The organism is Streptococcus bouchesdurhonensis (genome assembly GCF_948472335.1).
Genome location: NZ_CAOKTW010000002.1, coordinates 422,508 through 445,144, shown reverse-complemented (window position 1 = coordinate 445,144; position 22,637 = coordinate 422,508). Strand labels below are relative to the sequence as shown.

Sequence of the window (22,637 nt, the reverse complement as noted above, 5' to 3'; positions counted from 1 at the left end):
AAGTCCTCCTTCTGTAAAAACAAGAAGCAGGCATGAGCCCACCTCTACTTAGTATTCTTTTTCATTATAGCCAAAGTCAGCTAAATCCAGCTTTTTATCGCGCCAGTTTTTCTTGACCTTGACCCAGGTTTCTAGGAAGACCTTGTCTCCTAGCATAAGTTCGATATCACGACGGGCCATACTACCGATTTTCTTAAGCATAGCGCCACCTTTACCGATGATAATCCCTTTTTGGCTATCGCGCTCGACCATGATGGTTGCACGGATGTGAACCTTGTCTGTCTCTTCGTCTCGTTTCATACAGTCAACAACTACTGCTACAGAATGCGGAATCTCTTCACGAGTTAGGTGCAAGACTTTCTCGCGAACCATTTCTGAAACTAAGAAACGTTCTGGATGATCTGTGATTTGATCAGACGGGAAATATTGGAAACCTTCATCCAGATTTTCACTCAAAATATCCACTAGACGAGACACATTATTTCCCTGAAGGGCTGAGATTGGAACAATTTCCTTAAAGTCTATTTGATTACGGAAGTCATCAATCTGAGACAAGAGCTGGTCTGGATGGACCTTATCGATTTTATTCACCACCAAAATCACAGGAACCTTGGTAGCCTTGAGACGCTCGATAATCATATCGTCCCCCTTACCACGCGCTTCATCAGCAGGCACCATGAAAAGGACGGTATCCACTTCGCGAAGGGTACTGTAGGCAGACTCAACCATGAAATCTCCGAGAGCTGTTTTAGGCTTGTGAATTCCTGGCGTATCGATAAAGACGATTTGCTCTTTATCAGTCGTGTAAATTCCCATAATTTTGTTGCGCGTTGTCTGCGCCTTGTCACTCATGATGGCAATCTTTTGCCCCATGACATGATTTAAAAAAGTTGACTTCCCAACATTGGGACGTCCTAAAATGGCTACAAAACCTGATTTAAAAGTCATAATTTCCTCTTACTGTTTAAAATAATAAATCCCAGATTCGTGGGAGAAAAATTAATGCGCCTGTTAAGGCTGCGAAAAAGAAACCACTAATACCGCGCCAGCCGCCATATCCTTGGCATTTTTAGCCAGCATGGAAAAGTGATAGTGACTGGCCAAATCCACCACATTTTCAATAGCAGAGTTGATAATCTCAAAGGCTACTACCAAGAAAATGCTCAATAGGAGAAAGAGCCATTCGATTCGTGACACCTGAAAAACAAAACCTGCAAGGATGACCACTAGAGCCGTCACTGCGTGTTTTCGCATATTGCGTTCTTCCTTGATAGCAGTAAAAATACCTGTCAAAGCAAATTCTAAACTGGATATCAGGTCACGATTTTTCCATTTTCGTTTATTGTCTTGTGAGTCCATAGGCTGTCAAAATTTCTTCTTGTAAACCGAACATCTCCGCTTCTTCTTGGAGTGTAGTGATCATAGCCGTTAATATGTAAAAAGCCGTGTACTGCCAAGAAGCCCATCTCACGCTCAAAGCTGTGACCATATTCTTCGGCCTGCTCATGAGCCTTATCGATAGAGATGAACAATTCCCCAATATAGGCATCAAACTCAGACATCATCTCTGTCAATTCTGGATTTTCAAGCAAATCCTCTTCGTCAAAGGCAATTTCCAATTCTGGTTTATACTCAAGGCTAATGACATCTGTCGGACGGTCGGTGTCACGGTACTCCAGATTAAGTTCATGACTACGCTCATTGGTCACAAAAGTGACTGCCATCTCCTTGTCTTCTTTTCCTAATTTTTGGGCTGCAAATTCCAAAATTTCTTGGGTTTGTTGCAACATTTCTTTTGAAACTTGACCAGTTTCATCTACCATTTCAATATACATGTGCTTCTCGTTTCTCTTTACTTGGCTTTATTATACCACATTTCCATGATTTTATTCTACCTTTTTGATATAATACTATGGAATACAATCACAAGGAGAGAACGATGTCATTTGATGGATTTTTTTACACCACATAGTTGAGGAATTGCGAAGCGAATTAGTGAATGGTCGCATCCAGAAAATCAATCAGCCTTTTGAACAAGAGTTGGTCTTGCAAATCCGCAGCAATCGCCAAAGTCACCGCCTGCTCCTTTCTGCCCATCCCGTTTTTGGACGCATTCAGCTGACCCAAACGACTTTTGAAAATCCAGCCCAACCTTCTACCTTTATCATGGTTTTGAGAAAGTATTTACAGGGGGCCCTGATTGAGTCGATTGAGCAGGTGGAAAATGACCGTATTGTGGAAATGACAGTTTCCAATAAAAACGAGATTGGAGACCATATCCAGGCTACCCTGATTATCGAGATTATGGGGAAACACAGTAATATTCTACTGGTTGATAAAAGTAGCCACAAAATTCTCGAAGTCATTAAACACGTTGGTTTTTCACAAAATAGCTACCGCACCTTGCTTCCTGGATCGACCTATATCGCTCCGCCAAGTACGGAATCTCTCAATCCTTTTACTATCAAGGACGAGAAACTCTTTGAAATCCTGCAAACACAGGAAACGACAGCTAAAAATCTTCAAAGCCTCTTTCAAGGTCTGGGACGCGATACGGCAAATGAATTGGAAAGGATTCTGGTTAGTGATAAACTGTCTACTTTCCGTACCTTTTTCCATCAAGAAACCCAGCCATGCTTGACTGAGACATCCTTCAGTCCAGTTCCTTTTAAAAATCAAGTAGGAGAGCCTTTTACCAGTCTTTCTGATTTGCTGGACACCTACTATAAGGACAAGGCAGAACGCGACCGCGTCAAACAGCAAGCCAGTGAACTCATTCGTCGTGTTGAAAATGAACTTCAGAAAAACCGACATAAGCTGAAAAAACAGGAAAAAGAGTTACTGGCGACAGACAACGCTGAAGAATTTCGTCAAAAAGGAGAATTGCTGACAACCTTCCTCCACCAAGTGCCTAACGACCAAGACCAGGTTATCCTAGACAACTACTACACCAACCAACCTATCACGATTGCGCTTGATAAGGCCTTGACTCCCAACCAAAATGCCCAACGCTATTTTAAACGGTATCAGAAACTCAAAGAAGCTGTCAAATACTTGACTGATCTGATTGAGGAAACCAAGGCCACTATTCTCTATCTGGAAAGTGTAGAAACCGTCCTCAACCAAGCTGGGCTGGAAGAAATCGCTGAAATCCGTGAAGAATTGATTCAAACTGGCTTTATCCGCAGAAGACAGCGGGAGAAAATCCAGAAACGCAAAAAACCAGAACAATATCTAGCAAGCGATGGCAAAACCATCATCTATGTCGGCCGAAACAACCTACAAAACGAGGAGCTAACCTTTAAAATGGCACGCAAAGAGGAACTTTGGTTCCATGCCAAGGACATTCCTGGAAGCCACGTTGTCATCTCAGGCAATCTTGACCCATCTGATGAAGTCAAGACAGAAGCAGCAGAACTAGCTGCCTACTTCTCTCAAGGTCGCCTGTCAAATCTGGTGCAGGTAGATATGATTGAAATCAAGAAACTCAACAAACCAACTGGTGGAAAACCCGGCTTTGTCACCTACACAGGACAAAAGACCCTCCGTGTCACACCAGACCCAGAAAAAATCGTATCCATGAAAAAATCCTGATTTTACTTAAAATCAGGATTTTTAACATACTATTCACTCAAATCATATCCAATTATAGGACTAATCTTTGCCACCTAGTTTCTCATTGATTTTCATCATCACACTAGCAATTTTTTCACCCCAATAAGGGTCTGAGGCATATTCTACATTCATACCAGACGCCTTGTTTCCAAGGAAAGTTCTTCCCCTATCGATATAATTTTCCTTAATCCACTTGGTTGCACCTAAAATTCCCTTATCCACATCATCAAATGTCTTAGCAGAAAGGTAAGGTGTCGTATCATAGGCTGTAATGCCAAAGAAATTATTCTTATCTTTGGCAATTTTACTTCTTCCCCAGTTACTTTCTAGGGCACTATGGGCAAGGAGATAAAGAGCATTGATATGGTAATGTTCTTCGGCTTCCTTAAAGGTAGTTCCCTTATTTTCCAAGAGACTATTGTCAATATTTAACAGACTAAATACCTTATCCAATTCTTCAGCACTGTAGTTTGTAGCCTCTGTTAAATCTTTGAAAAGGAAGGGATTCTCAAGCTTAAAACCATCAAAATGCAGGCCATCTGCCGAATAATATTTCTTGCCTACTTCCATATCAGAAAGATGAGAAGCTACTGGGATACTAGCATTCTGAGCCACATAGTGATAAAAACGGTGGCCATCACTCTCATAATAAGGGATAAAGTCCTTACTAGCATCTAGCGCTTGTAAATCTTCTGTTTTCATATAGCCTGACAAACCAGAAATAGTAATAGCCAGGCGCTTGTCATCACTTTTTCTATCCTTATCTAGCCAAACAACACTAGCTTGCGATATATAGGAGAGCTTTTCACCATCTGCATTATAGATATTTGCTGTGACTGGTACTACTTGATAATAAGCAGCATTTTCATTTGTAGCTTTTTCTCCACGCCATTTACCATCGCTTCCAAGCTGATAACCATCTACTGTCTCATTTTTCGCCATGTAGCCATAGGATTTGAAGTAGTACCAGGCTTGACTTTTAGAATCGTAGACCCATTCTTTTTTAGCCATTTTGCCATCAGACTTGAGGTAAAACCATGACTCCTTATCCCAAATCCATTCATTGGCTGCCATGTAGCCACCGGATTTGAAGTAGTACCAAGCTTGACTTTTAGAATCGTAGACCCATTCTTTTTTAGCCATTTTGCCATCAGACTTGAGGTAAAACCATGACTCCTTATCCCAAATCCATTCATTGGCTGCCATGTAGCCATAGGATTTGAAGTAGTACCAAGCTTGACTATGAGAATCGTAGACCCATTCTTTATCTGCCATTTTGCCATCAGATTTGAGATAAAACCAAGATTCCTTATCCCAAATCCATTCATTGACTGCCATGTAGCCATAGGATTTTAGATAATAATAGTGACCATTCTCGAAAATCCATTCTTTATCAGCATGGTTTCCATTTTCTTTGATGTAAAACCAAGATTGGTATTGTCTGTCAAAAAGCCAACCTTGCTGTACTTTGGCACCACTGGCATTCACATAAGCTTGATTAATCCACTGACTTGTCAGTAGATAACCATAATTTGAAATAATAATCCTTCCCTTTAATTTGGAGCCATTCTTTCTCTGCGTGCTGGCCATCTGCTTTGATATAAAACCAAGCATCGTATTGAGAATCATAGACCCAGTCTTCCATTACTTTGGCACCTGTTGCACCAACATAGGAAGTTCCTACCCAAGCATTTCTTTTCATCTTTCCATCTTGGTCAAGATAATAAAAGGCTCCCTTGTCTTCTACCCATTCTGATTTGGCCATATAGCCACCAGATTTGAGGTAAAAATAGTCGTCACCTTGCTTTAGCCATTCATTTTCAGCATAGTTAGCATCTGCTTTTATATAGAACCAAGATTGATAATGAGTATCAAAAACCCACTCATTCGCTGCTTGACTGCCATCTTCTTTCAGATACTGTTTTCCTTGCCAAGTACCATCACTAGCCATTGCACCCTCTGGACTAGCTAAGAAAAATAGCAGAGCTAAAAAAATAAATCTTACTTTCTTCATTAACCTTCTTCCTCTGTTCTTATTTATTTTATTGTACCAAAATTCTCCTAAATTCATATTACAAACTAATAAAAAATCAAGAACAGATTGATTGCAGGTTACCTCAGAGACTCTTTTACTTCCTGACGGAGTTCTTCCAGACTGCTAATACCGTATTTATCCATGACTTTTGGTAAATTTTCGATGATGTCAGGGCAGGCATAAGGATTGGTAAAGTTAGCTGTTCCAACTCCGATAGCAGATGCCCCAGCCAGATACATTTCTAGGGCAGCTTCAGCCGAATCCACTCCCCCCATTCCAATGATAGGCAGGTCTGTTGTTTGGGCTACTTGGCGGATGAGTTTGAGGGCTACTGGAAAGACTGCTGGACCTGACATTCCACCTGTTCCATTGGCCAAGATTGGTTTTCTGGTTTTGAGGTCAAAGCGCATTCCAACCAGAGTATTGATCATGGTCAAGCCACTTGCTCCCGCATCTTCTGCAGCTTTTGCGACAGTAACGATATCGGTCACACTCGGGGTTAATTTGACATAAACTGGCACTTCTGAGGCTTCCACAGCTGCTTTCACCACATCATAAGCCAAATCTGGATCTTGACCAATCAAAAGTCCATGATTACAGTGGTCAACATTGGGACAAGAAATATTGAGCTCGATAGCTTTTACATTAGTTGCCTTGGAAATCCCATGAGAAACAGCTGCATACTCTTGTTTTGAAAAACCAGCTACATTGGCAATAATAGGAAGATTTGGATATTCTCTTTCCAGCCAAGGTAGCTTTTCAGCCAAAACAACCTCTAAACCAGGATTTTGCAAGCCAATTGCATTGAGCATACCAGCAGGCGTCTCTGCCACTCTTGGAGTTGGATTCCCAAAACGTGGTTCAAGGGTTGTCGCCTTGATCATAATAGAACCTAAAAGGTCTAAATCATAGTACTTGGCATACTCTTGTCCAAAGCCAAAACAGCCTGATGCTGGAATAATCGGATTTTTCAAATCCAAACCAGGTAGAGACACTTGTAATCGATTTGTAGTCATAATTTTCTCCTTATAATACAACTGTTCCTGTGCGGAAAACAGGACCATCTTCACAGACGCGTTGGCTGACCGTCTCGCTTTCTGGTACTTTTAGAACACAGGCATAGCAAGCTCCCATCCCACAAGCCATACGAGATTCCAGAGATAAATAGGCTCTTGGGTGATCATCAAAGGTTTGATTGATATACTTCATCATTCCTGGAGCCCCACACGAGTAAACAGCATCAAACTGACTATCTAAATCATTGATAACAACGGAAACATTTCCCTTGATGCCATAAGAACCATCATCTGTCGTTACAAAGACCTGACCATACTGAGCCAATTCCGTTTTCAAAATAACAGCATCCTTATTAGCAAAACCGAGGACTGTCACTACTTTCACTCCACGTTCATGCAATTCCTTGGCCACCTCAAGCAAGGGTGGAACACCAATCCCACCACCAACAAGGAGAACCTGATTCTGCTCATCAAGGTCAGACAAGTCAAAACCATTTCCCTGAGGCCCCATCACATCAAGAGTGTCTCCCTGACTTAAGGTTGAAAAAATTGCAGTCCCAGCTCCCTCAATCCAGTAAATGAGATGACACTGCTTCTTAACCTTATCGATAGACGAAATTGAAATAGGACGACGCAAAAGATGGGCATCATCAGGCACACGCAGATGTAGAAATTGTCCTGCTCGCATGACTTCAACCATTTCTCCTTCTAAGACTAGTTCAAAGATTGCTGGCGCGATTTCCTCCTGTGCAACCACCTTCATGGTTTCCAAACGAATGGCACCCAAACGTTTCTTACATGTGGGATTCATGACTTTTCCTCCTTAAATTTTAAGGGGACCAGACAAAGAAAAGACCTTGCTAGTGCAAGGCCTCAGTTAAAATTGTACAACAGAAGAGAGCAAACTCAAAAGTCTCCTCTAGAAAATTGTACTATTCTTTTATCTGACACCTTGTGAGTCTCTCTGGACTCCCCTTAAAGGTTAAATTTTTATTAGTATACTCTTTCAGCTAAAAAAAGTCAAGTAGAAAAGGAACATTCTACTTGACCTCATGAGATTATTTTTCACGAATGACTTCGACCTTGTAGCCATCAGGGTCTTTGACAAAGTAATAGTTTGGTGTAGTTCCTGGTAGGCCATTTGGCTCAGTCACTTCATAGCCTTTTGCACTGTGCTCTTGATGAAGAACCTCAAGATCAGGTGTACTTAGGGCGATATGAGCAAAGCCATCTCCAACCACATAAGGGCCGTGATCGTAGTTATAAGTCAATTCCAACTCATAGTCATCACCCTCAAGACCTAGATAGACAATCGTGAAGGCATGATCTGGAAAATCTCTGCGACGCAATTCTTTAAAACCAAAAGCATCTTGATAGAATGCAATTGATTTTTCAAGATTTTCTACTCGCAAGCAAGTATGTAGCATTTTTGAAGCCATATTTTTCTCCTTTATTTTTAAAAAGACTGGACAATCCTCTTCCAGTCTCATCAGTTGTTATTTACCAAGTTTTGCTTTAGCTGCATCTGCAAGAGCTGTGAAAGCTGCTGCATCGTTAACAGCCAAGTCAGCAAGCATTTTACGGTTAACTTCGATCTCAGCCAATTTCAAACCATGCATCAATTGTGAGTATGAAAGTCCGTTCATACGAGCTGCCGCGTTGATACGAGTGATCCACAATTTGCGGAAGTCACGTTTTTTCTGACGACGATCACGGTATGCATAGTAGTAAGAGTTCATTACTTGTTCTTTTGCAGTACGGAACAAGATGTGTTTAGCTCCATAGTAACCTTTTGCTAATTTAAGAATACGTTTACGACGTTTGCGTGATACAACGCCACCTTTAACACGTGCCATGTTTTATTTCCTCCAAATATTTCCTAGAATTATTTACTTACAGTCAAGCTATTATTTCAAGCGAGTAAGCATTGCTTTGATACGTTTGTAATCTCCTGAATGCACCATAGATGCTTTACGAAGATGACGACGTTGTTTCTTAGTTTTTCCGTGGAAACGGTGAGAAGTATAAGCACGGAAACGTTTAAGTCCACCAGAACCTGTACGTTTGAAACGTTTAGCTGATGCGCGGTGTGTTTTTTGTTTTGGCATGATTTTTTCTCCTTTATTTAACTTTCTGACAATTATTTTTTGTCAGTCGCTGGCGCCAATTGCATGAACATTTGACGTCCATCCATTTTAGCACGTTGTTCGATGATGGCAATATCTTGAGTTGCTTCAGCAAACTCGGCTAAAACTTTTGCACCAATCTCTTTATGGGTAATCATACGACCCTTAAAGCGAATAGATACCTTAACTTTATTTCCTTTTTCAAGGAACTTACGTGCATTACGAAGTTTTGTATCAAAGTCACCCTTGTCAATTGTTGGACTTAGACGAACTTCTTTCACAGTAACAACGCTTTGTTTTTTACGTTGTTCTTTTTGCTTCTTCTGGTACTCAAATTTGAACTTACCGTAGTCCATAATTTTTGCAACAGGCGGTTTGGCTTGGGGTTGAATCAATACTAGGTCAACATTAGCGTTATCAGCCAAAGCTTGCGCTTCACTGAGTGGCTTGATGCCTAGCTGTTCTCCCTCAAGACCAATCAAGCGAACTTCACGTACACGAATCTCATCATTGATGAATAAGTCTTGCTTTGCTATGGTTTTCACCTCTTTTGTTTTATTAGAGAAAAACAATAGCGGACTCGTAAATATACAAGCCCGCACGTTATGATAGCGTTTCTTCGAAACTTTTCATCCGTAGGGCCAGGCAACTTAATGTCACAAGGCGAGAAGCTCTCACTTCTGCTTTTCTCAACTTTTATATGATACCAAGTTTTCTAGCTCTTGTCAAGATAAAAAGTTATTTTTTGAAAAGTTTGTGTTTGTATTTTGGTTTGGTTTTCGAATCAAAAAGAGAGAATCAAGTTGATTCCCTCTCTATGTTAGTTTTTACTTATTTTCCCTACCTATAGGAAAGCTAGAATCTATTAAAAAATTCTTTTTTCTGTGAACTTCCCCATCTTTCAATAAATAGAATTTCCAATAGCAAAAGGATAATCAAGCAAGGAAGTAAGACCATCCCCATGCTCCAATTTAGATTGACATTATCAATCTGCTTAGGTAATCTTCCAGATAAAATCTCCACTGAACGCAAGTAAGTAAAGGGAATCAGATGTGCAATCCTTTGAAGAGGCTGAATTGTTTGGATGCCAAACAATAAGCCAACAATCCCAATGAGTGAAAGAAAAAGGACAGGCATTTTTTGCTTGAAAAAGTAAGCAATCAAATACACGACTTCCACAATGACGATAAAGGCTAAGAAAGCTAAGAACAAGCCAGGAAATAACACATCTTGTATCTTTCCAATAGTTACCTCTTGATTCGCTAAGCTATAAATTGGGTAGGGATAATCTAACTGTCCAAAACCACTTATCAGACTTCCCGCTAGAAAAGAAAATCCACAGATTCCGATAAACAGCACAGTTACATAGCCCACTCCAACTCCAAGAGAGGATAAAGCAAATGTCACTTTTGAAAAAGGATATAACTGAGCTGTGTCCAGATGATTTTGATATCTTTCTGCAAATAGTTGCGTTAGCATAAAATAATAGCAACCACAAACAAGCTTGGGATGATAGCCTCTAAAATCCAGACAATCTGGTCAATCCCGTGGGTCGGAAACTCCAAAGTATGTGCTTTTATGTTCAAGGGATACAGGGCTTGGTAAATCTTTCGTTGGCGGTCAACCGCCATTTTAAAGTCAGAGCTAGCAGTCGGTTCATTTGACATAACTTCATAATTCTTCTCTTCATCTTGCCACTGCAAATAATAGGCTTCTTTCCATCGTCCTTCTTTTAGTAAATTCAAAATTTCTTTCTTTTGCGTTAAAAAATTTTTTTGCAAGTCTAAATTACTTTTAACACTCTGGTATTCCTCCGAGCTGGTGTCAGACATTTGGGAAAGCTTCACTTCATTTTCATTGATGATTCTCTCATATTTTACAACACTGGTTTCCAACTCGCTCTCCAAGCTGTGTGAGTTTGCAGTCTGACTATTTAAATAAAAGGTAACACCGAGTACAGATGCAAATAAAAGTAAGATAATCCAGTTTAACGACTTTTGAAAACTTTTTTCAATAAAAATAGACTAACATCTTTCATAAACTAAACCTCTTCTATCTGCCCCTGATGAATGGTTACTACTCTATCGCAGACATCAACCAACTCTTCCTTATAGTGGGAACTTAAAAGAACCAGCTGCTCTTGTCTATCGATTTGTGCCAGCCTATCAAAAAACTTCTGTCGATAATACTCATCTAAGCCATTTGTAATTTCATCCATAAGCCAGCATTTGGCCTGACTGAGGAAATACATGGCAATCACCAAGCGTTGCTTCATGCCTAGGGAATACTTGCGAATGGGAAGGCTGATATAGTCAGACATTTCCCAGTAGGCGATTTCATCCCTCAAGTTCAGGTCTGACTTCCAGATGCTTTTTATAAGGCGAAGATAGTCCATCCCACTTAAGTTTCCATCCAGCCATTCAACACTCTCATAATAAAATAAAGAAGGAGAGACTGCGATATTTCCACTACTTATGGGGATTAAGTTGCTAATGGCGCGGAACAGGGTCGTCTTTCCAGAGCCATTGATAGCGAGAACACCATAAACCCTGCCTTTATTAAAGGTGAAATCCGCATCTTGCAAGATGACTTGTCGCGTTTTTAAGGTCACATGAGTAAGCTGTAACATATCCAGTCCTCCTTTTTCTCACTCTTTAAGGATCAATAGCCTCCTTTGTAATGGTTTACTACCTCATAACGATCGTAGTTCCAGCCTCCGCCAACTTTATACTCAGAATAGCTATAATAAGAAGACCATTCCAATGACAATATATCCATATCTGTGGTAATTCATACTATACCTATAGTAGGTATTCCAATCATAGCGATAACTTTTAAGAACGGTCTTAGCAGATACACTGGACTGAAGAAGACCAATAGATTATAAACTAACTAATTAAACGATTTTTGCTAATTTTTAATGATTTTATATCATCAATATCGAAGACGCTTTCATTATATCGTTTTTATCATTATTATGCAACAGATTTTTAGTTTATTTTACTACTAGACTTCCTGCAAAACTAGAATCCTAGTTCATGATTGATAATGCCAGCAATCGAATTCATTCGTAATCCGAAGCGTTTACGATGATTTCGATAGGTTGTTGAAAACATTTTAAACGTTTTTACTGTGGCAAAAATATTCTCAACCTTGCTGCTCTCCTTAGATAGTGCATGGTTACAGGCTTTGTCTTCAAGAGTTAATGGCTTAAGTTTACTTGATTTCCTCGGAGTTTGTGCTTGAGGATATATCTTCATGAGTCCTTGATAAGCACTGTCAGCCAAGATTTTACCAGCTTGTCCGATATTTCTGCGACTCATTTTGAACAACTTCATATCATGACAATAGTTCACAGTGATCTCCAAAGAAACAATTCTCCCTTGGCTTGTGACAATCGCCTGAGCCTTCATAGCGTGGCATTTCTTTTTACCAGAATCATTCGCTAATTGTTTTTTAAGGCGATGGATTTTTACTTCCGTCGCATCAATCATTACCGTGTCCTCAGAACTGAGAGGAGTTCTTGAAATCGTAAAACCACTTTGAACAAGAGTTACTTCAACCCATTGACTCCGATGGGTTAAGTTGCTTTCGTGGATACCAAGATCAGCCGCAATTTCTTCATAAGTGCGGTATTCTCGCACATATTGAAGAGTGGCCATAAGAAGGTCTTCTAGGCTTAATTTGAGTTTTCGTCCCCCTTTTGCGTGTTTACCTTGATAAGCTGTTTTTAATACAGCTAACATCTCTTCAAAAGTCGTGCGCTGAACACCAACCAGGAGCTTAAATCGTGCATCAGTTAGTTGTTTACTTGCTTCATAATTCATAGAACTATTCTACCATATATTGTTTCGCAGGAAGTCTAATCAAACAGGATATCCTGTTGAAACGGAACTAGCGAGTCTAACAATCATCTCTGATAAATCAGTCGATGGCGAAATCTGAACGACTCGACTCTTTGGAGAAAGACATGCTTCTATCCTCTGGCAAGTCGAAAGTTTTGAGGGCATCGAAGCCATCCTCATCGATAAAGAAGGTCACCTAAGCTGTTCTTCAGGAATTCCTACTCTATAGAGACAACTGTTTCAATGGAGTTTTAAAATTGTATTATGTAAAAAGAGAAAGGAAATCTCATGTTATAGTCATTTAGTTTTAAAAAAGAAAGAATACATATTATGAATTTGGATCATCAAGACTACGACCATGTAATCCTTTTTCACGTTGTACCTGACGTAGTTTTTCTGGTGTAACATCATTACCTTCTTCGTCCACAATTTTGATTCCCTCAATGTGGTGACGAACAGAGCGACGATAACCTTCAATGTACTCCTCACGTAGTTTAGCTTGTTCCACTTTTTCTTCTGATGTCAAGCCTTCTGCTTTTTTCTTTTTGGCAAGCTCATTGATACGATCAATTTTTTTAGGATCCATGTTTCTCTCCTTTATGATAAGATTTAATCCGTTTAACAGATTTTATTTGGTATTGATTTGGTTAAAACGTGCAAGTTTAGCTGCTTTCTTGGTTAATTGAGACAAGATTGCCAAACGATTTTGACGGACTGCTTCATTTTCAGCCATAACCATGGTATTCTCAAAGAATGCATCAATGACTGGGCTAAGAGCAAAGAGCTGTTTCAATTGCTGACTGGCAGTCCCTGACAAAACGAGTGATTCTACTGCTTCTGCCAAGGTTTTCTCTTCTTCATTCTCAAAGAGAGCTGAATCAACTGTGGCTACTCCTTCTGCCTTCTCAGTCAAGTTAAAGGCACGAGAGAGTGATTCAACGGATGGTTTGAAGTCTTCTTCCTTGCTTGCTTCTACGAGAGCACTTGCTGCTTCCAACATATCTGCCACAACAAAGTTTGATCCTGCAAGAACGGCTTCCTTAATGTCTTTTGGAGTAGAACCCATCATCTTATCAACACGAGCCTTGATAAAGTTCATAACCTCTGTCTTATTTTCATAAGTCAAGCTGTCAAATGTTAAAGCATAAAGGCTATCAATCAGCTCGTCCATAGCAATGTGCCAACCAAAGGCATCCAATATACGAACTACACCTTGCGTCGCACGACGAAGGGCATAAGGGTCATTAGAACCTGATGGAATCAAACCTACTGAGAAGAAACTCAAAATCGTATCCAATTTATCTGCAATAGCAAGCACTGCACCAACCTTGCTCTCTGGAAGTTCTCCTTCAGCTGATGTAGGCATGTAGTGTTCACGAATAGCAGTTGCCACTGCTGGAGTTTCACCAGCAAGAAGGGCATATTTCTCACCCATAATTCCTTGGAGCTCGTCAAATTCACCAACCATACCTGTCAACAAGTCAAACTTGTAAATGGCTGCTGCACGAGCTAGGTCAACTGTTTCATCCGCTGATAAACCTGCTTTTTCTGCCAAAAGTACAGCGATTTGACCCGTACGAATCATGTGTTCACGAAGGGAACCAATCTTCTCGTGGAAAGTGACATTGTTTAATTTTTCAACAAGGTCAGAAATCACCAATTTTTGGTCTTCACGCCAGAAGAATTCTCCGTCTTCCAAGCGGGCTACCAAGACTTTTTCATTTCCTTTGATGACATTTTCCAAATGTTCTGCGTTTCCGTTACGAACAGAAATGAAGTTTGGCAAGAGTTTACCATCTTGATCACGGACAACAAAGTAACGTTGGTGTTCCTTCATTGAAGTCACCAAAACTTCTTCTGGAACTTCAAGGTATTTAGCATCAAAACTTCCCATAAAGGCAGTTGGGTATTCAACCAAGTTCAAGACTTCATTCAGCAAATCAGCGTCAATCTCGATACCTACACCATGCTCAGCTTCGATTGCCTTGATTTGGTCAACAATCATTTGCTCACGTTCACGTGGATCTGCAATTACAAACTGACGACGAAGGTCTTCTTCATAGCTCAAGGCTGACTGAATCTTGGTTTCTTGTCCCAAGAAACGATGGCCACGGCTCACACGCTCTCCCCTAATATCAAGGAAATCCAAATCAAACTCTTCTTCATCTAAAAGAACTGTTAAAGTGTGAACAGGACGAATGTATTCAAAGCTATTTCCAGCCCAGTGCATGCTGACAGGGAAAGTCAATGACTTCAAGACATCTACAACACCAGGAACAATGGCTTCAACTGCTTGACCAACTTCCTCCTTAGTGACATAGACATATTCTTCACCCTTGATTTCACGGAATTCGATATCTTCAACAGTCAATCCTTTTCCACGGACAAATCCTTGAGCTGCTTTGGTGAAATTTCCATCACTATCCAAGGCAATTTTCTTTGCTGGACCCTTGAAATCTTCTGTCAAATCAGACTGTTTGTCTGCAAGACCAGTTACACGAACAGCCAAACGACGTGGTGTTGAGAAGGTTTGAATAGCTTCAAAAGACAAGCGGTTTTCCTTGAGGAAGGCTGCTATTTTTTCTCCTAGTTGTTTTTCACTTGGTGTGACAACGTAGGCTGGTAATTCTTCAAGACCGAGTTCTACTAATAAGTTTTTTGTCATGTTTTTTCTCCGAAAAGTATCTTTTTATTTTCCAGTTTGCCTTATGTGATTGGCACGCAAGCAACCAACTTCGTTGTTTCATTGCTAAAATTGGAGCCAAAAGTCTCCAATTTTGCCTAGTATCCTTAGTTTCACTAAGGATACCTTCATCACTGCGGCAACTGGCTCAGGGCTCACTCTGTTCGCCCATTTTCGTAATTTGTCACTCTCTTTATTCTGCGTCTTCTGCTAGGAGTTTAGCTCTTGTTTCTTCATCCAAAAGTGGGTAGCCTAGGCGTTTGCGTTCTGCGACAAAGGTTTTGGCTACGACACGGGCCAAGTTACGGATACGAGCGATATAGCCTGCGCGCTCTGTTACAGATACGGCACCACGCGCATCAAGCAGGTTAAAGGTATGTGAACATTTGAGAACATAGTCATAGGCAGGGTGAACTAAGCCTTCTTCTAATGCACGACCAGCTTCTTTTTCAAACTTATCAAAATTTTCAAGCAACATTTCTTGATCTGAAATTTCAAATGAATATTTTGAGTGTTCGTACTCAGGCTGAATAAAGATTTCTCCGTATTTTACACCATCAGCCCACTCGATATCATAGACAGAGTCTACTTCTTGAATGTAAGAAGCCAAGCGCTCCAAACCATAGGTAACTTCCGCAGTCACAGGGCCAGTTGCTAATCCACCAACTTGTTGGAAATAAGTGAACTGGGTGATTTCCATCCCATCAAGCCAAACTTCCCAACCAAGACCAGCTGAACCAGTAGATGGATTTTCCCAGTTGTCCTCAACGAAACGAATATCGTGTTCCAACGGATTAATTCCCAATTTTTTCAAAGACTCAAGGTAAAGTTCTTGAATGTTTGACGGAGAAGGTTTCATAACCACTTGGAATTGGTGGTGCTGGTAAAGACGGTTAGGGTTTTCCCCATAACGACCGTCAGCAGGACGACGTGATGGCTCTACATAAGCCGCATTCCATGGCTCAGGTCCGATAGCACGAAGGAAAGTGTAAGGACTCATGGTTCCCGCACCTTTTTCATTATCATAAGCCTGCATAAGCATACAACCTTGGTCATTCCAAAATTGTTGTAAAGTAAGGATGATTTCCTGGAAAGTCAATTTTTTAGACATTGTTTACTCCTTTTTTATAAATTACTTGCGACACGAGTCTGCCTCGTCGATCATACGAGGCAAGACGAGTTAGTACTGCGTCTAGCTCAGGCACTCTAGTGCTGAGCGTGGGGCAGCCCGACTGTAAGGAGGTCTCTGCCACTGACGCAGTGAAATGTTAATTTCTTAGACATTGAATACTCCTTAATAAAAAATGATTTCTTGCGACACCAGTCTGCCTCGTCGATCATACGAGGCAAGACGAGTTAGTACTGCGTCTAGCTCAGGCACTCTAGTGCTGAGCGTGGGGCAGTCCGACTATAAGGAGGTTTCTGCCACTGACGCAGTGGAAAGTCAATTTTTTAGACATTGTTTACTCCTTTAGTTTTTATATTTCTTTTTCAATTAATTTCTGCTGAACAAACCAATTTAACAAGGGAAGAGTTTTATCTGTATTTGCCCATAGATAATAAGAATCGAAGACCGTTTGTACACTACCTAAATTTTCTACCAACTTATCTACTGTCAAAAAGCTGCGCCAGTATTCATAAAAAATACTTGCATAGTTCTTATCATAAGTCGAAGAACCAAAATCATTCAGTGAATGCCAACCATACTTCTTCTGAAAAAGTTCTACGAGAGATTGATTACAAATTTTTTCCGCTTGAAATTCCTCTTCTGTCAAGAAATACTTGCGACTAATATATTCAACCATCCCCTCTTCGAACCAGATATAAGAGTCGTAACCATCAAAATCATCTAAAAAATGCTCCGACCAATGAGCTAGCTCATGTCCTACAATCTGTAAGAGGAAATTTTCAGATAAAGAATGATAGTGACTTTCTATTGCTTGAGTTTGCTGAGAACACTTGTAGTCCATCAACTGATACAAATATAACTCTTTCCAAACAGCTAAATCAGGCGTCATAACCATTCGTCTATTATTTGTATAGGCTGGAACAGCGCTTTCCCTAATAATCTGTGTAGCAGCATTAAAATCTGACCAAATAACGGCTTGCGGTAAATCACAGACTGCAAGTTCATTCTTTAAAAAAGATTGATAATCTTTCAACTTTTCAGTATTTCTTACTACAAAATCACGAAATGTAGCTAGTTGACTATCGTCTTTTACAAGATAAAGGTTTTCCACGTCTCTCCTTTCTTTCACACAATAGACTGAATAAGCAAAAGAACCGCGTCCAACAATCCTAGGTTGATTTAACCTAGGGGCGTCAGAAACGCGGTTCCACCCTAATTTATTACTTCATTGTTTTTGAAAATACGACAGAAAGCGCCAGCACTTTATTTTGCCCTACTTGGCTCCCACTATCCCAAGCTCGCTTGAAGAACGCCATAAGACTTTCTTTCCTGCTGACTATTATATCAAAAATTAGAATAATGTACAATTCTTTTTATGATTTTCTAGAAATCCATATCATCAACTCGTGGAGCACCATACTGAACAGCAATCGCTTTTAAGGTTTCTCGCTCCTCATGACTAAGTTCAATTCCGAAGCAATCAAGATTAGCCTGAATACGAGACGCTGTGACAGATTTCGGAAGCGGTAAAAATCCTTCTGCCAAGCTCCAGGCCAAGGCTATCTGAGCAACAGACTTTCCATGATTTGCTGCGATTTCTTGGACTTGCTTGCTATCAAACAGTTCTCCCTGACCAAAAGGTCCCCAAGCTTCCAATAAAATTCCTTTTTCTCTACAGTAAGCTACAACTTCCTCTTGATAGACACCTGGCGCCAAGCGGATTTGATTGACCGCTTCAAGAATTTTTGCTGTTTCAAGCAAGGCATCCAAATGATGGGGAAGAAAATTACTAACACCGATAGCACGGATTTTCCCTTCTTGATAGAGGTCTTCCATCGCTCTCCAAACTTCTGCATTTCGGATTTTCCATTGGTCATTTTCTCTGAGCGGTTTTGGGTTCGGCCAATGAATCAAATACAAATCCAAATAGTCCAAGCCCAGCTTCTCTAAAGACTCTTCAAAAGCCTGACAAGCTTGCTCATAGGTTTGCTGACTATTCCAAAGCTTGGTAGTTACGAACAATTCCTCTCGTGGAACTCCGCTATCTTGAATGGCACGACCAACGCTTTCTTCATTTTTATAAATAGCTGCCGTATCAATATGGCGATAAGCAGCCTTCAAGGCTTCTAACACTGCACGATAGGCTTCTTCTCCATCCTTAGCCTTAAAAGTTCCAAATCCTAGAACTGGAATTTCTACTCCATTATTTAATTGATAGGTATTCATATGCTTCTCCTTCTATTTTATTTATCATTTATAGCATAATTTTTTTGCTAATTAGTACTATCTTTTGTAAAAAATAAGTCTATCACATATCTGACAGACCTATTTTTTCTTGCTTATTCATCACGACTATAATACAGCTCATGAGGTTTTAGGCGAGTATTGAGCATCTCTGGTATGGTCACAAAGGTATAACCTTGATTTTTCAAATACTCAATGACCCTTGGCAAGGCATTGACTGTCGGACTGTGAATATCATGCATCAAAACGATAGAGCCGTTAGCTACTTGATGCTGAATTTCCGTCAAAATAGCTGCTTCATTTTTACTCTTCCAGTCCAGACTATCCACATCCCACATGATAAAGCTCAAATCCAAGCTATTGCGAAGATCATCTGTAATAGCTCCATAAGGCGGGCGCATGAGTTTGGAACTAGAACCCAGCACTTTAGTTAGCGCATCCTCAGTATCAGTAATCTGCTTTTTAGCTTCATCAAGAGAAAGTTGCGAGAGAATCGGATGGCTCCAACTATGGTTCCCAACAACATGACCTTCAGATTTTATCCTCTTCACCAAGTCCTCATTCCCAGAAACATTTTTCCCAAGCACAAAGAAAGTGGCTTTAACACCATATTTAGCTAGAGTCTCCAATGCCTGGGGTCGTTGCTGGATTTGGACCATCATCAAAGGTTAGAGCGACAACTTTTTGATGTTTCTTATCAAAGTAAGACTGGTACAAGGCCGCATCTTTTTCGAGTAAGTACGAAGATTGGATAACATCAAAGAAAGTAGATACTGGTAAGGCTATCTCTTCTAAATTTTCAACCGCAGGACTCGGATAAAGGATAATCTGACTATCCTTATAATCAAAATTCCATGCAGATAAGTCTTGGTCGGAGAAACCTTTAACAATCTGATCACTCTGGTCTTGCTCCAATTTCTTATCCTGTAAGAAGGAAGTCAATTCTTTTATCAGCTGTTCCTTGGCCTTACTAGCATCTGAAAACAGTTGGTCAAGTGTAAAAGGTTGCCCATCTTCTGTTAAGTGAACCTTTCCTAGGCTGGTCTTTTCAGTCTCTTCAACCTTAAAATCAACTAAATCATAGATTTGTTTCGTCGCATTACGATTGACGACTCCCTTTAAACCTGACTCTTCTTGCTCTGTATAGTAGAAAACAAGATTGTCCTTACTTTCTAGCTTGTCCTTAATATCTTGATTTATCAGCTCCTTAACAGACGAAATCACTTGCTCCCCTTGGAGAGGATAATAGGTAATCACTTCGGTTTGTCCCTTACGAAAATGCTCCTTCTGATTTCCCTCACTCAATTGATCGTCTTTCTCTTTTTTGAGCGATTCAATCTTTTGCTCAAAGCTTTTTTGCTGATACATTTTAAAAACAATAAATCCGCCTAATAGGCAAATAGAAATTGCTAAAATACCAATCAAAGCCAATAATATATGTCTCTTTTTCCCGTGTCTGCCACGTCCCAGTCTACTTTTATTCATATTTATATCATAACAAATTTAAGCAATAATTTCAATGATACAGTTTGGCAATCCACAATTCCTCTAGCAAGCCAAAGCATCTCACATCAACTAGATCAGCCCTATCTATAGGAACCATCTAGTTTTCTATCTATGGAATTTCTAGTAGATTGAAGCTAGAATAGACACCGTCACTTCTAAAAACATTCTGAGAAATTGATTTATTTTTCCCAGTCGATTTATCCTCAAACATCCCTATACCTCTGATATTTTCTTGATAATACTATATACCCAGACACTTGTAGTTTTACCTTCAGCTAGTAATGTTGACTTTTCTTCTTCAGATAATTTTTTCCGTAAGTAGTCAATCCGCTGAGAAGTAATGTTCTCTTTCCCCATTGCCTTGACAGATTGTATCACCATTGCAGTTAAGGTTGACATATTTGAAATATCTCCATTATTTCTATGCTTAAATTCTATTCTTGCCTTACCAACATTAAAACTGGCATATCTTCCATCTGATATATAGATCCATTTTGCTGGTACCTGCGTAGATAAACCAAGTAAATTAAGGGCTGTGTTCCCCGATGGAGCAATGGTCCAATTATATTTTCTAGCAATAGCATCAGCAACTTCATCCACAGAGGCCATTGCATACTCTCCAATCAGTTCTATATATTTTGGTTTATAATAAATACCTTTCAAAATGCGAGTAACCTTTTTGTCTTTTACAAGACGATTTAATGTACTACGAACAGTTTCATATCCTGCAATATCAAAGAAATCATTTGCTATAAAAATTTGATTCGATTCAAAATTTTCTATCCTGTTTACTATTTCCTGCTTATCGTTCATCTATCGCACCTCCTTTGCACCGAATATGATGCTACTTTTGGTGCAAAAAGTCAAATGAGAGTCATTTTATCAAGAGGGAACAGACCTCTTACAATTTCTTATGTAACATCTCTATCCATTTTTATCCCATTTCTTATTTCAGTAATCGCTTGATTATAAAAATCATGATAGTCAGCTGTATTTATTTCTTTTATATTGTAAAATGAAATAAGAATAGGACGATTCGATCAGGACAGTCAAATCGATTTCTAACAATGTTTTAGAAGTAGAGGCGCACTATTCTAGTTTCAATCTACTATAATAGAAATTACTTTGACTTTCCTGACTGATTTGTTTAGTTCTTATTTCATTCAGATATGCTATGCATTAACCAATAGCGGATACCTACGGAGAACTTGCCACTCAGATGTAGGACCTGCCCATCATACAAAAAAACAGACTTCATCCCACAAAGAGATAAAATCTGTTACTATTTTCTACACGATATTTCCTAATTTTTAATCCAGCAGTTGGTCTACTTGGCTGATGGCTCGCTCGGGTTGCTGGGTAAAGGGCTTGTTGCCAAAAAACTCCAACCACGGCTTGCGAACCTCGTCTTTGCTGGTTTCTCTGTATTTTTTAGGTCTTATTTATGATGCTCTTTCAATAGTTCTTCAAACTCAGCCACAGTCATGCCTAATTGCTCACTCGCAACCTCAGGTGTTAGAAGACCTTGACGAACTAGATTTGCTAAACTTACTTTTAATCCCTGTTCGATGCCTTCAACTCGTCCACGTTCAATTCCCTGTTCAATGCCCTCAGCTCGCCCACGTTCAAGACCGCGCTCCAGTCCTTGTTCAATTCCTTCCGCCCTAGCAGTTTCTAAGGCATAGTCCTGTGCTAACATGGCTTGTTCTTCTCGCCTGCGTTGTTCACTAAACATTTTCTTATCCTCCTCGGACCAGCTCTTGTAGTCCAGCAGTTGATCTGCTTGGCTGATGGCTCGCTCGGGCTGCTGGGTAAAGGGTTTATTCCCGAAAAACTCTAACCATGGTTTACGAACCTTGTCTTTGCTGGTTTCTCTGTATTTTTTTAGTTCCAAGAAAGCCATCTTAACCAGATGGTTTTCCTGACCGTTATTTGTGATGGTTAAGACCTCACCTGTCGTATCCTCTCGCATGCTAAAACTGTGGAAAGCCAAATCATCTTGAAAATAATTACTATCCACAATTGCAATAGCGTATACTGGTGCGATGTGTTTGTAGCTCTGGTGAGTATTGCCTTCTTGCTGGCGAATTTTTTCAAGATTTTGATGGACCTGACTGCACAGGTAAGCCCATAAACGATTGATGAAAAAATTCTGATGATGGACTTGGATTTCAATGATTACTTGAGTGCCATTATCCAACTCCGCCAAGACGTCTATACTGGTATAGAAATCCTGCGCCGAGTAGGGTAAAGAAGGCAAGACATGAATATTACTTCCCTCTAAAATGGTTACATTTTTGGCTGGCAAGTCCAGCATATCGCGAATAAATTGACAAGTGATTTCTGGGTTACTGAAAATTTTCTTAGCAACCAAGTCATTAGTTGGGCTGATGCGGATGTCTTAGAATCATCCTTCTCCTCCTTCTATTATAGCACAT

General features: G+C 40.0%; 15 protein-coding genes, 9 pseudogenes and 1 other annotated feature. Of the genes and pseudogenes, 2 read left to right on the top strand and 22 right to left on the bottom strand.

Translation table 11 applies throughout. The features are described from left to right. Positions 1-48 precede the first annotated feature (48 nt). From era to ybeY, 3 genes and pseudogenes are all read right to left on the bottom strand, one after another. The gene (era, locus tag QMQ21_RS05135; protein ID WP_000143269.1) at positions 49-948 is read right to left on the bottom strand and encodes a GTPase Era; all 900 of its coding nucleotides are present in this window, start codon (positions 946-948) and stop codon (positions 49-51) included. 16 nt (positions 949-964) lie between these two features. Next, a pseudogene (locus QMQ21_RS05130) lies at positions 965-1,359 on the bottom strand (diacylglycerol kinase family protein). Next, positions 1,340-1,835, bottom strand: a pseudogene (ybeY, locus tag QMQ21_RS05125) (rRNA maturation RNase YbeY). Before ybeY ends, QMQ21_RS05130 begins: the two co-directional pseudogenes overlap by 20 nt. Positions 1,836-1,939: 104 nt before the next feature. On the opposite strand from ybeY, the pseudogene pavA reads away from it, so the two are divergent. After that, positions 1,940-3,594, top strand: a pseudogene (pavA, locus tag QMQ21_RS05120) (Rqc2 family fibronectin-binding protein PavA). A 60-nt stretch (positions 3,595-3,654) separates the two neighbouring features. On the opposite strand, the pseudogene QMQ21_RS05115 reads toward pavA, so the two are convergent. The 11 genes and pseudogenes from QMQ21_RS05115 to QMQ21_RS05065 all read right to left on the bottom strand — a co-directional run bounded on the left by QMQ21_RS05115 (position 3,655) and on the right by QMQ21_RS05065 (position 12,619). Further along, positions 3,655-5,686 (bottom strand): annotated as a pseudogene (locus QMQ21_RS05115) (glucosaminidase domain-containing protein). A gap of 41 nt (positions 5,687-5,727) precedes the next feature. Then, a complete protein-coding gene (locus QMQ21_RS05110) occupies positions 5,728-6,666 on the bottom strand; it encodes a dihydroorotate dehydrogenase (RefSeq protein WP_000210693.1) in 939 nt (312 codons plus the stop codon). A gap of 10 nt (positions 6,667-6,676) precedes the next feature. After that, complete coding sequence (locus QMQ21_RS05105; RefSeq protein WP_261814019.1) at positions 6,677-7,477, bottom strand: dihydroorotate dehydrogenase electron transfer subunit; 801 nt, start codon at positions 7,475-7,477, stop codon at positions 6,677-6,679. 247 nt (positions 7,478-7,724) lie between these two features. Next, entirely contained in the window at positions 7,725-8,105 is a 381-nt protein-coding gene (gloA, locus tag QMQ21_RS05100; protein ID WP_000157159.1) for a lactoylglutathione lyase, read from the bottom strand. 57 nt (positions 8,106-8,162) lie between these two features. Next, complete coding sequence (gene rplT / locus QMQ21_RS05095; protein WP_000124834.1) at positions 8,163-8,522, bottom strand: 50S ribosomal protein L20; 360 nt, start codon at positions 8,520-8,522, stop codon at positions 8,163-8,165. A 51-nt stretch (positions 8,523-8,573) separates the two neighbouring features. Continuing rightward, positions 8,574-8,774, bottom strand: a complete 201-nt coding sequence (gene rpmI, locus QMQ21_RS05090; protein WP_001125943.1) for a 50S ribosomal protein L35 — start codon at positions 8,772-8,774, stop codon at positions 8,574-8,576. A gap of 32 nt (positions 8,775-8,806) precedes the next feature. Further along, the gene (gene infC, locus QMQ21_RS05085; RefSeq protein WP_000848180.1) at positions 8,807-9,337 is read right to left on the bottom strand and encodes a translation initiation factor IF-3; all 531 of its coding nucleotides are present in this window, start codon (positions 9,335-9,337) and stop codon (positions 8,807-8,809) included. A 15-nt stretch (positions 9,338-9,352) separates the two neighbouring features. After that, positions 9,353-9,484: a sequence feature (ribosomal protein L20 leader region), on the bottom strand. A gap of 163 nt (positions 9,485-9,647) precedes the next feature. Then, positions 9,648-10,830 (bottom strand): annotated as a pseudogene (locus QMQ21_RS05080) (hypothetical protein). Between the two features lie 3 nt (positions 10,831-10,833). After that, on the bottom strand, positions 10,834-11,421 hold the full coding sequence (locus QMQ21_RS05075) for an ABC transporter ATP-binding protein (RefSeq protein WP_023936431.1): 588 nt from the start codon (positions 11,419-11,421) through the stop codon (positions 10,834-10,836). 32 nt (positions 11,422-11,453) lie between these two features. Next, positions 11,454-11,670 (bottom strand): annotated as a pseudogene (locus QMQ21_RS05070) (hypothetical protein). 145 nt (positions 11,671-11,815) lie between these two features. Then, entirely contained in the window at positions 11,816-12,619 is an 804-nt protein-coding gene (locus QMQ21_RS05065; RefSeq protein WP_080674646.1) for an IS5 family transposase, read from the bottom strand. A 37-nt stretch (positions 12,620-12,656) separates the two neighbouring features. Here QMQ21_RS05065 and QMQ21_RS05060 point away from each other — a divergent pair. Next, positions 12,657-12,866: pseudogene (locus tag QMQ21_RS05060) on the top strand (FAD:protein FMN transferase); the annotation flags it as partial. Between the two features lie 99 nt (positions 12,867-12,965). On the opposite strand, the gene QMQ21_RS05055 reads toward QMQ21_RS05060, so the two are convergent. From QMQ21_RS05055 to QMQ21_RS05015, 8 genes and pseudogenes are all read right to left on the bottom strand, one after another. Beyond that, a complete protein-coding gene (locus tag QMQ21_RS05055; protein ID WP_000371298.1) occupies positions 12,966-13,223 on the bottom strand; it encodes a DUF896 family protein in 258 nt (85 codons plus the stop codon). A gap of 42 nt (positions 13,224-13,265) precedes the next feature. Next, a complete protein-coding gene (glyS, locus tag QMQ21_RS05050; RefSeq protein ID WP_261814016.1) occupies positions 13,266-15,302 on the bottom strand; it encodes a glycine--tRNA ligase subunit beta in 2,037 nt (678 codons plus the stop codon). A 211-nt stretch (positions 15,303-15,513) separates the two neighbouring features. Then, positions 15,514-16,431 carry a glycine--tRNA ligase subunit alpha gene (gene glyQ / locus QMQ21_RS05045; protein ID WP_000038752.1) on the bottom strand — a complete coding sequence of 306 codons (918 nt, stop codon included), beginning with the start codon at positions 16,429-16,431 and terminating at the stop codon, positions 15,514-15,516. A gap of 367 nt (positions 16,432-16,798) precedes the next feature. Beyond that, on the bottom strand, positions 16,799-17,560 hold the full coding sequence (locus QMQ21_RS05040) for a hypothetical protein (RefSeq protein WP_000429571.1): 762 nt from the start codon (positions 17,558-17,560) through the stop codon (positions 16,799-16,801). Between the two features lie 272 nt (positions 17,561-17,832). Continuing rightward, positions 17,833-18,675, bottom strand: coding sequence for an aldo/keto reductase (locus QMQ21_RS05035; protein ID WP_261814015.1), 843 nt, complete (start codon positions 18,673-18,675; stop codon positions 17,833-17,835). A gap of 113 nt (positions 18,676-18,788) precedes the next feature. Continuing rightward, positions 18,789-20,178, bottom strand: a pseudogene (pgdA, locus tag QMQ21_RS05030) (peptidoglycan-N-acetylglucosamine deacetylase PgdA). A 234-nt stretch (positions 20,179-20,412) separates the two neighbouring features. Continuing rightward, on the bottom strand, positions 20,413-21,012 hold the full coding sequence (locus QMQ21_RS05025) for a DUF6088 family protein (protein WP_261814013.1): 600 nt from the start codon (positions 21,010-21,012) through the stop codon (positions 20,413-20,415). Between the two features lie 625 nt (positions 21,013-21,637). Next, positions 21,638-22,610: pseudogene (locus QMQ21_RS05015) on the bottom strand (Rpn family recombination-promoting nuclease/putative transposase). Between the last annotated feature and the right edge of the window lie 27 nt (positions 22,611-22,637).

What these genes read in the sequence shown, in the direction of transcription:
- QMQ21_RS05055 (WP_000371298.1), bottom strand. Translation starts at nt 13,223, where the DNA reads ATGGATCCTAAAAAAATTGATCGTATCAATGAGCTTGCCAAAAAGAAA.
- QMQ21_RS05035 (WP_261814015.1), bottom strand. Translation starts at nt 18,675, where the DNA reads ATGAATACCTATCAATTAAATAATGGAGTAGAAATTCCAGTTCTAGGA.
- glyQ (WP_000038752.1), bottom strand. Translation starts at nt 16,431, where the DNA reads ATGTCTAAAAAATTGACTTTCCAGGAAATCATCCTTACTTTACAACAA.
- era (WP_000143269.1), bottom strand. Translation starts at nt 948, where the DNA reads ATGACTTTTAAATCAGGTTTTGTAGCCATTTTAGGACGTCCCAATGTT.
- QMQ21_RS05110 (WP_000210693.1), bottom strand. Translation starts at nt 6,666, where the DNA reads ATGACTACAAATCGATTACAAGTGTCTCTACCTGGTTTGGATTTGAAA.
- glyS (WP_261814016.1), bottom strand. Translation starts at nt 15,302, where the DNA reads ATGACAAAAAACTTATTAGTAGAACTCGGTCTTGAAGAATTACCAGCC.
- QMQ21_RS05105 (WP_261814019.1), bottom strand. Translation starts at nt 7,477, where the DNA reads ATGAATCCCACATGTAAGAAACGTTTGGGTGCCATTCGTTTGGAAACC.
- QMQ21_RS05075 (WP_023936431.1), bottom strand. Translation starts at nt 11,421, where the DNA reads ATGTTACAGCTTACTCATGTGACCTTAAAAACGCGACAAGTCATCTTG.
- QMQ21_RS05025 (WP_261814013.1), bottom strand. Translation starts at nt 21,012, where the DNA reads ATGAACGATAAGCAGGAAATAGTAAACAGGATAGAAAATTTTGAATCG.
- gloA (WP_000157159.1), bottom strand. Translation starts at nt 8,105, where the DNA reads ATGGCTTCAAAAATGCTACATACTTGCTTGCGAGTAGAAAATCTTGAA.
- rpmI (WP_001125943.1), bottom strand. Translation starts at nt 8,774, where the DNA reads ATGCCAAAACAAAAAACACACCGCGCATCAGCTAAACGTTTCAAACGT.
- rplT (WP_000124834.1), bottom strand. Translation starts at nt 8,522, where the DNA reads ATGGCACGTGTTAAAGGTGGCGTTGTATCACGCAAACGTCGTAAACGT.
- QMQ21_RS05065 (WP_080674646.1), bottom strand. Translation starts at nt 12,619, where the DNA reads ATGAATTATGAAGCAAGTAAACAACTAACTGATGCACGATTTAAGCTC.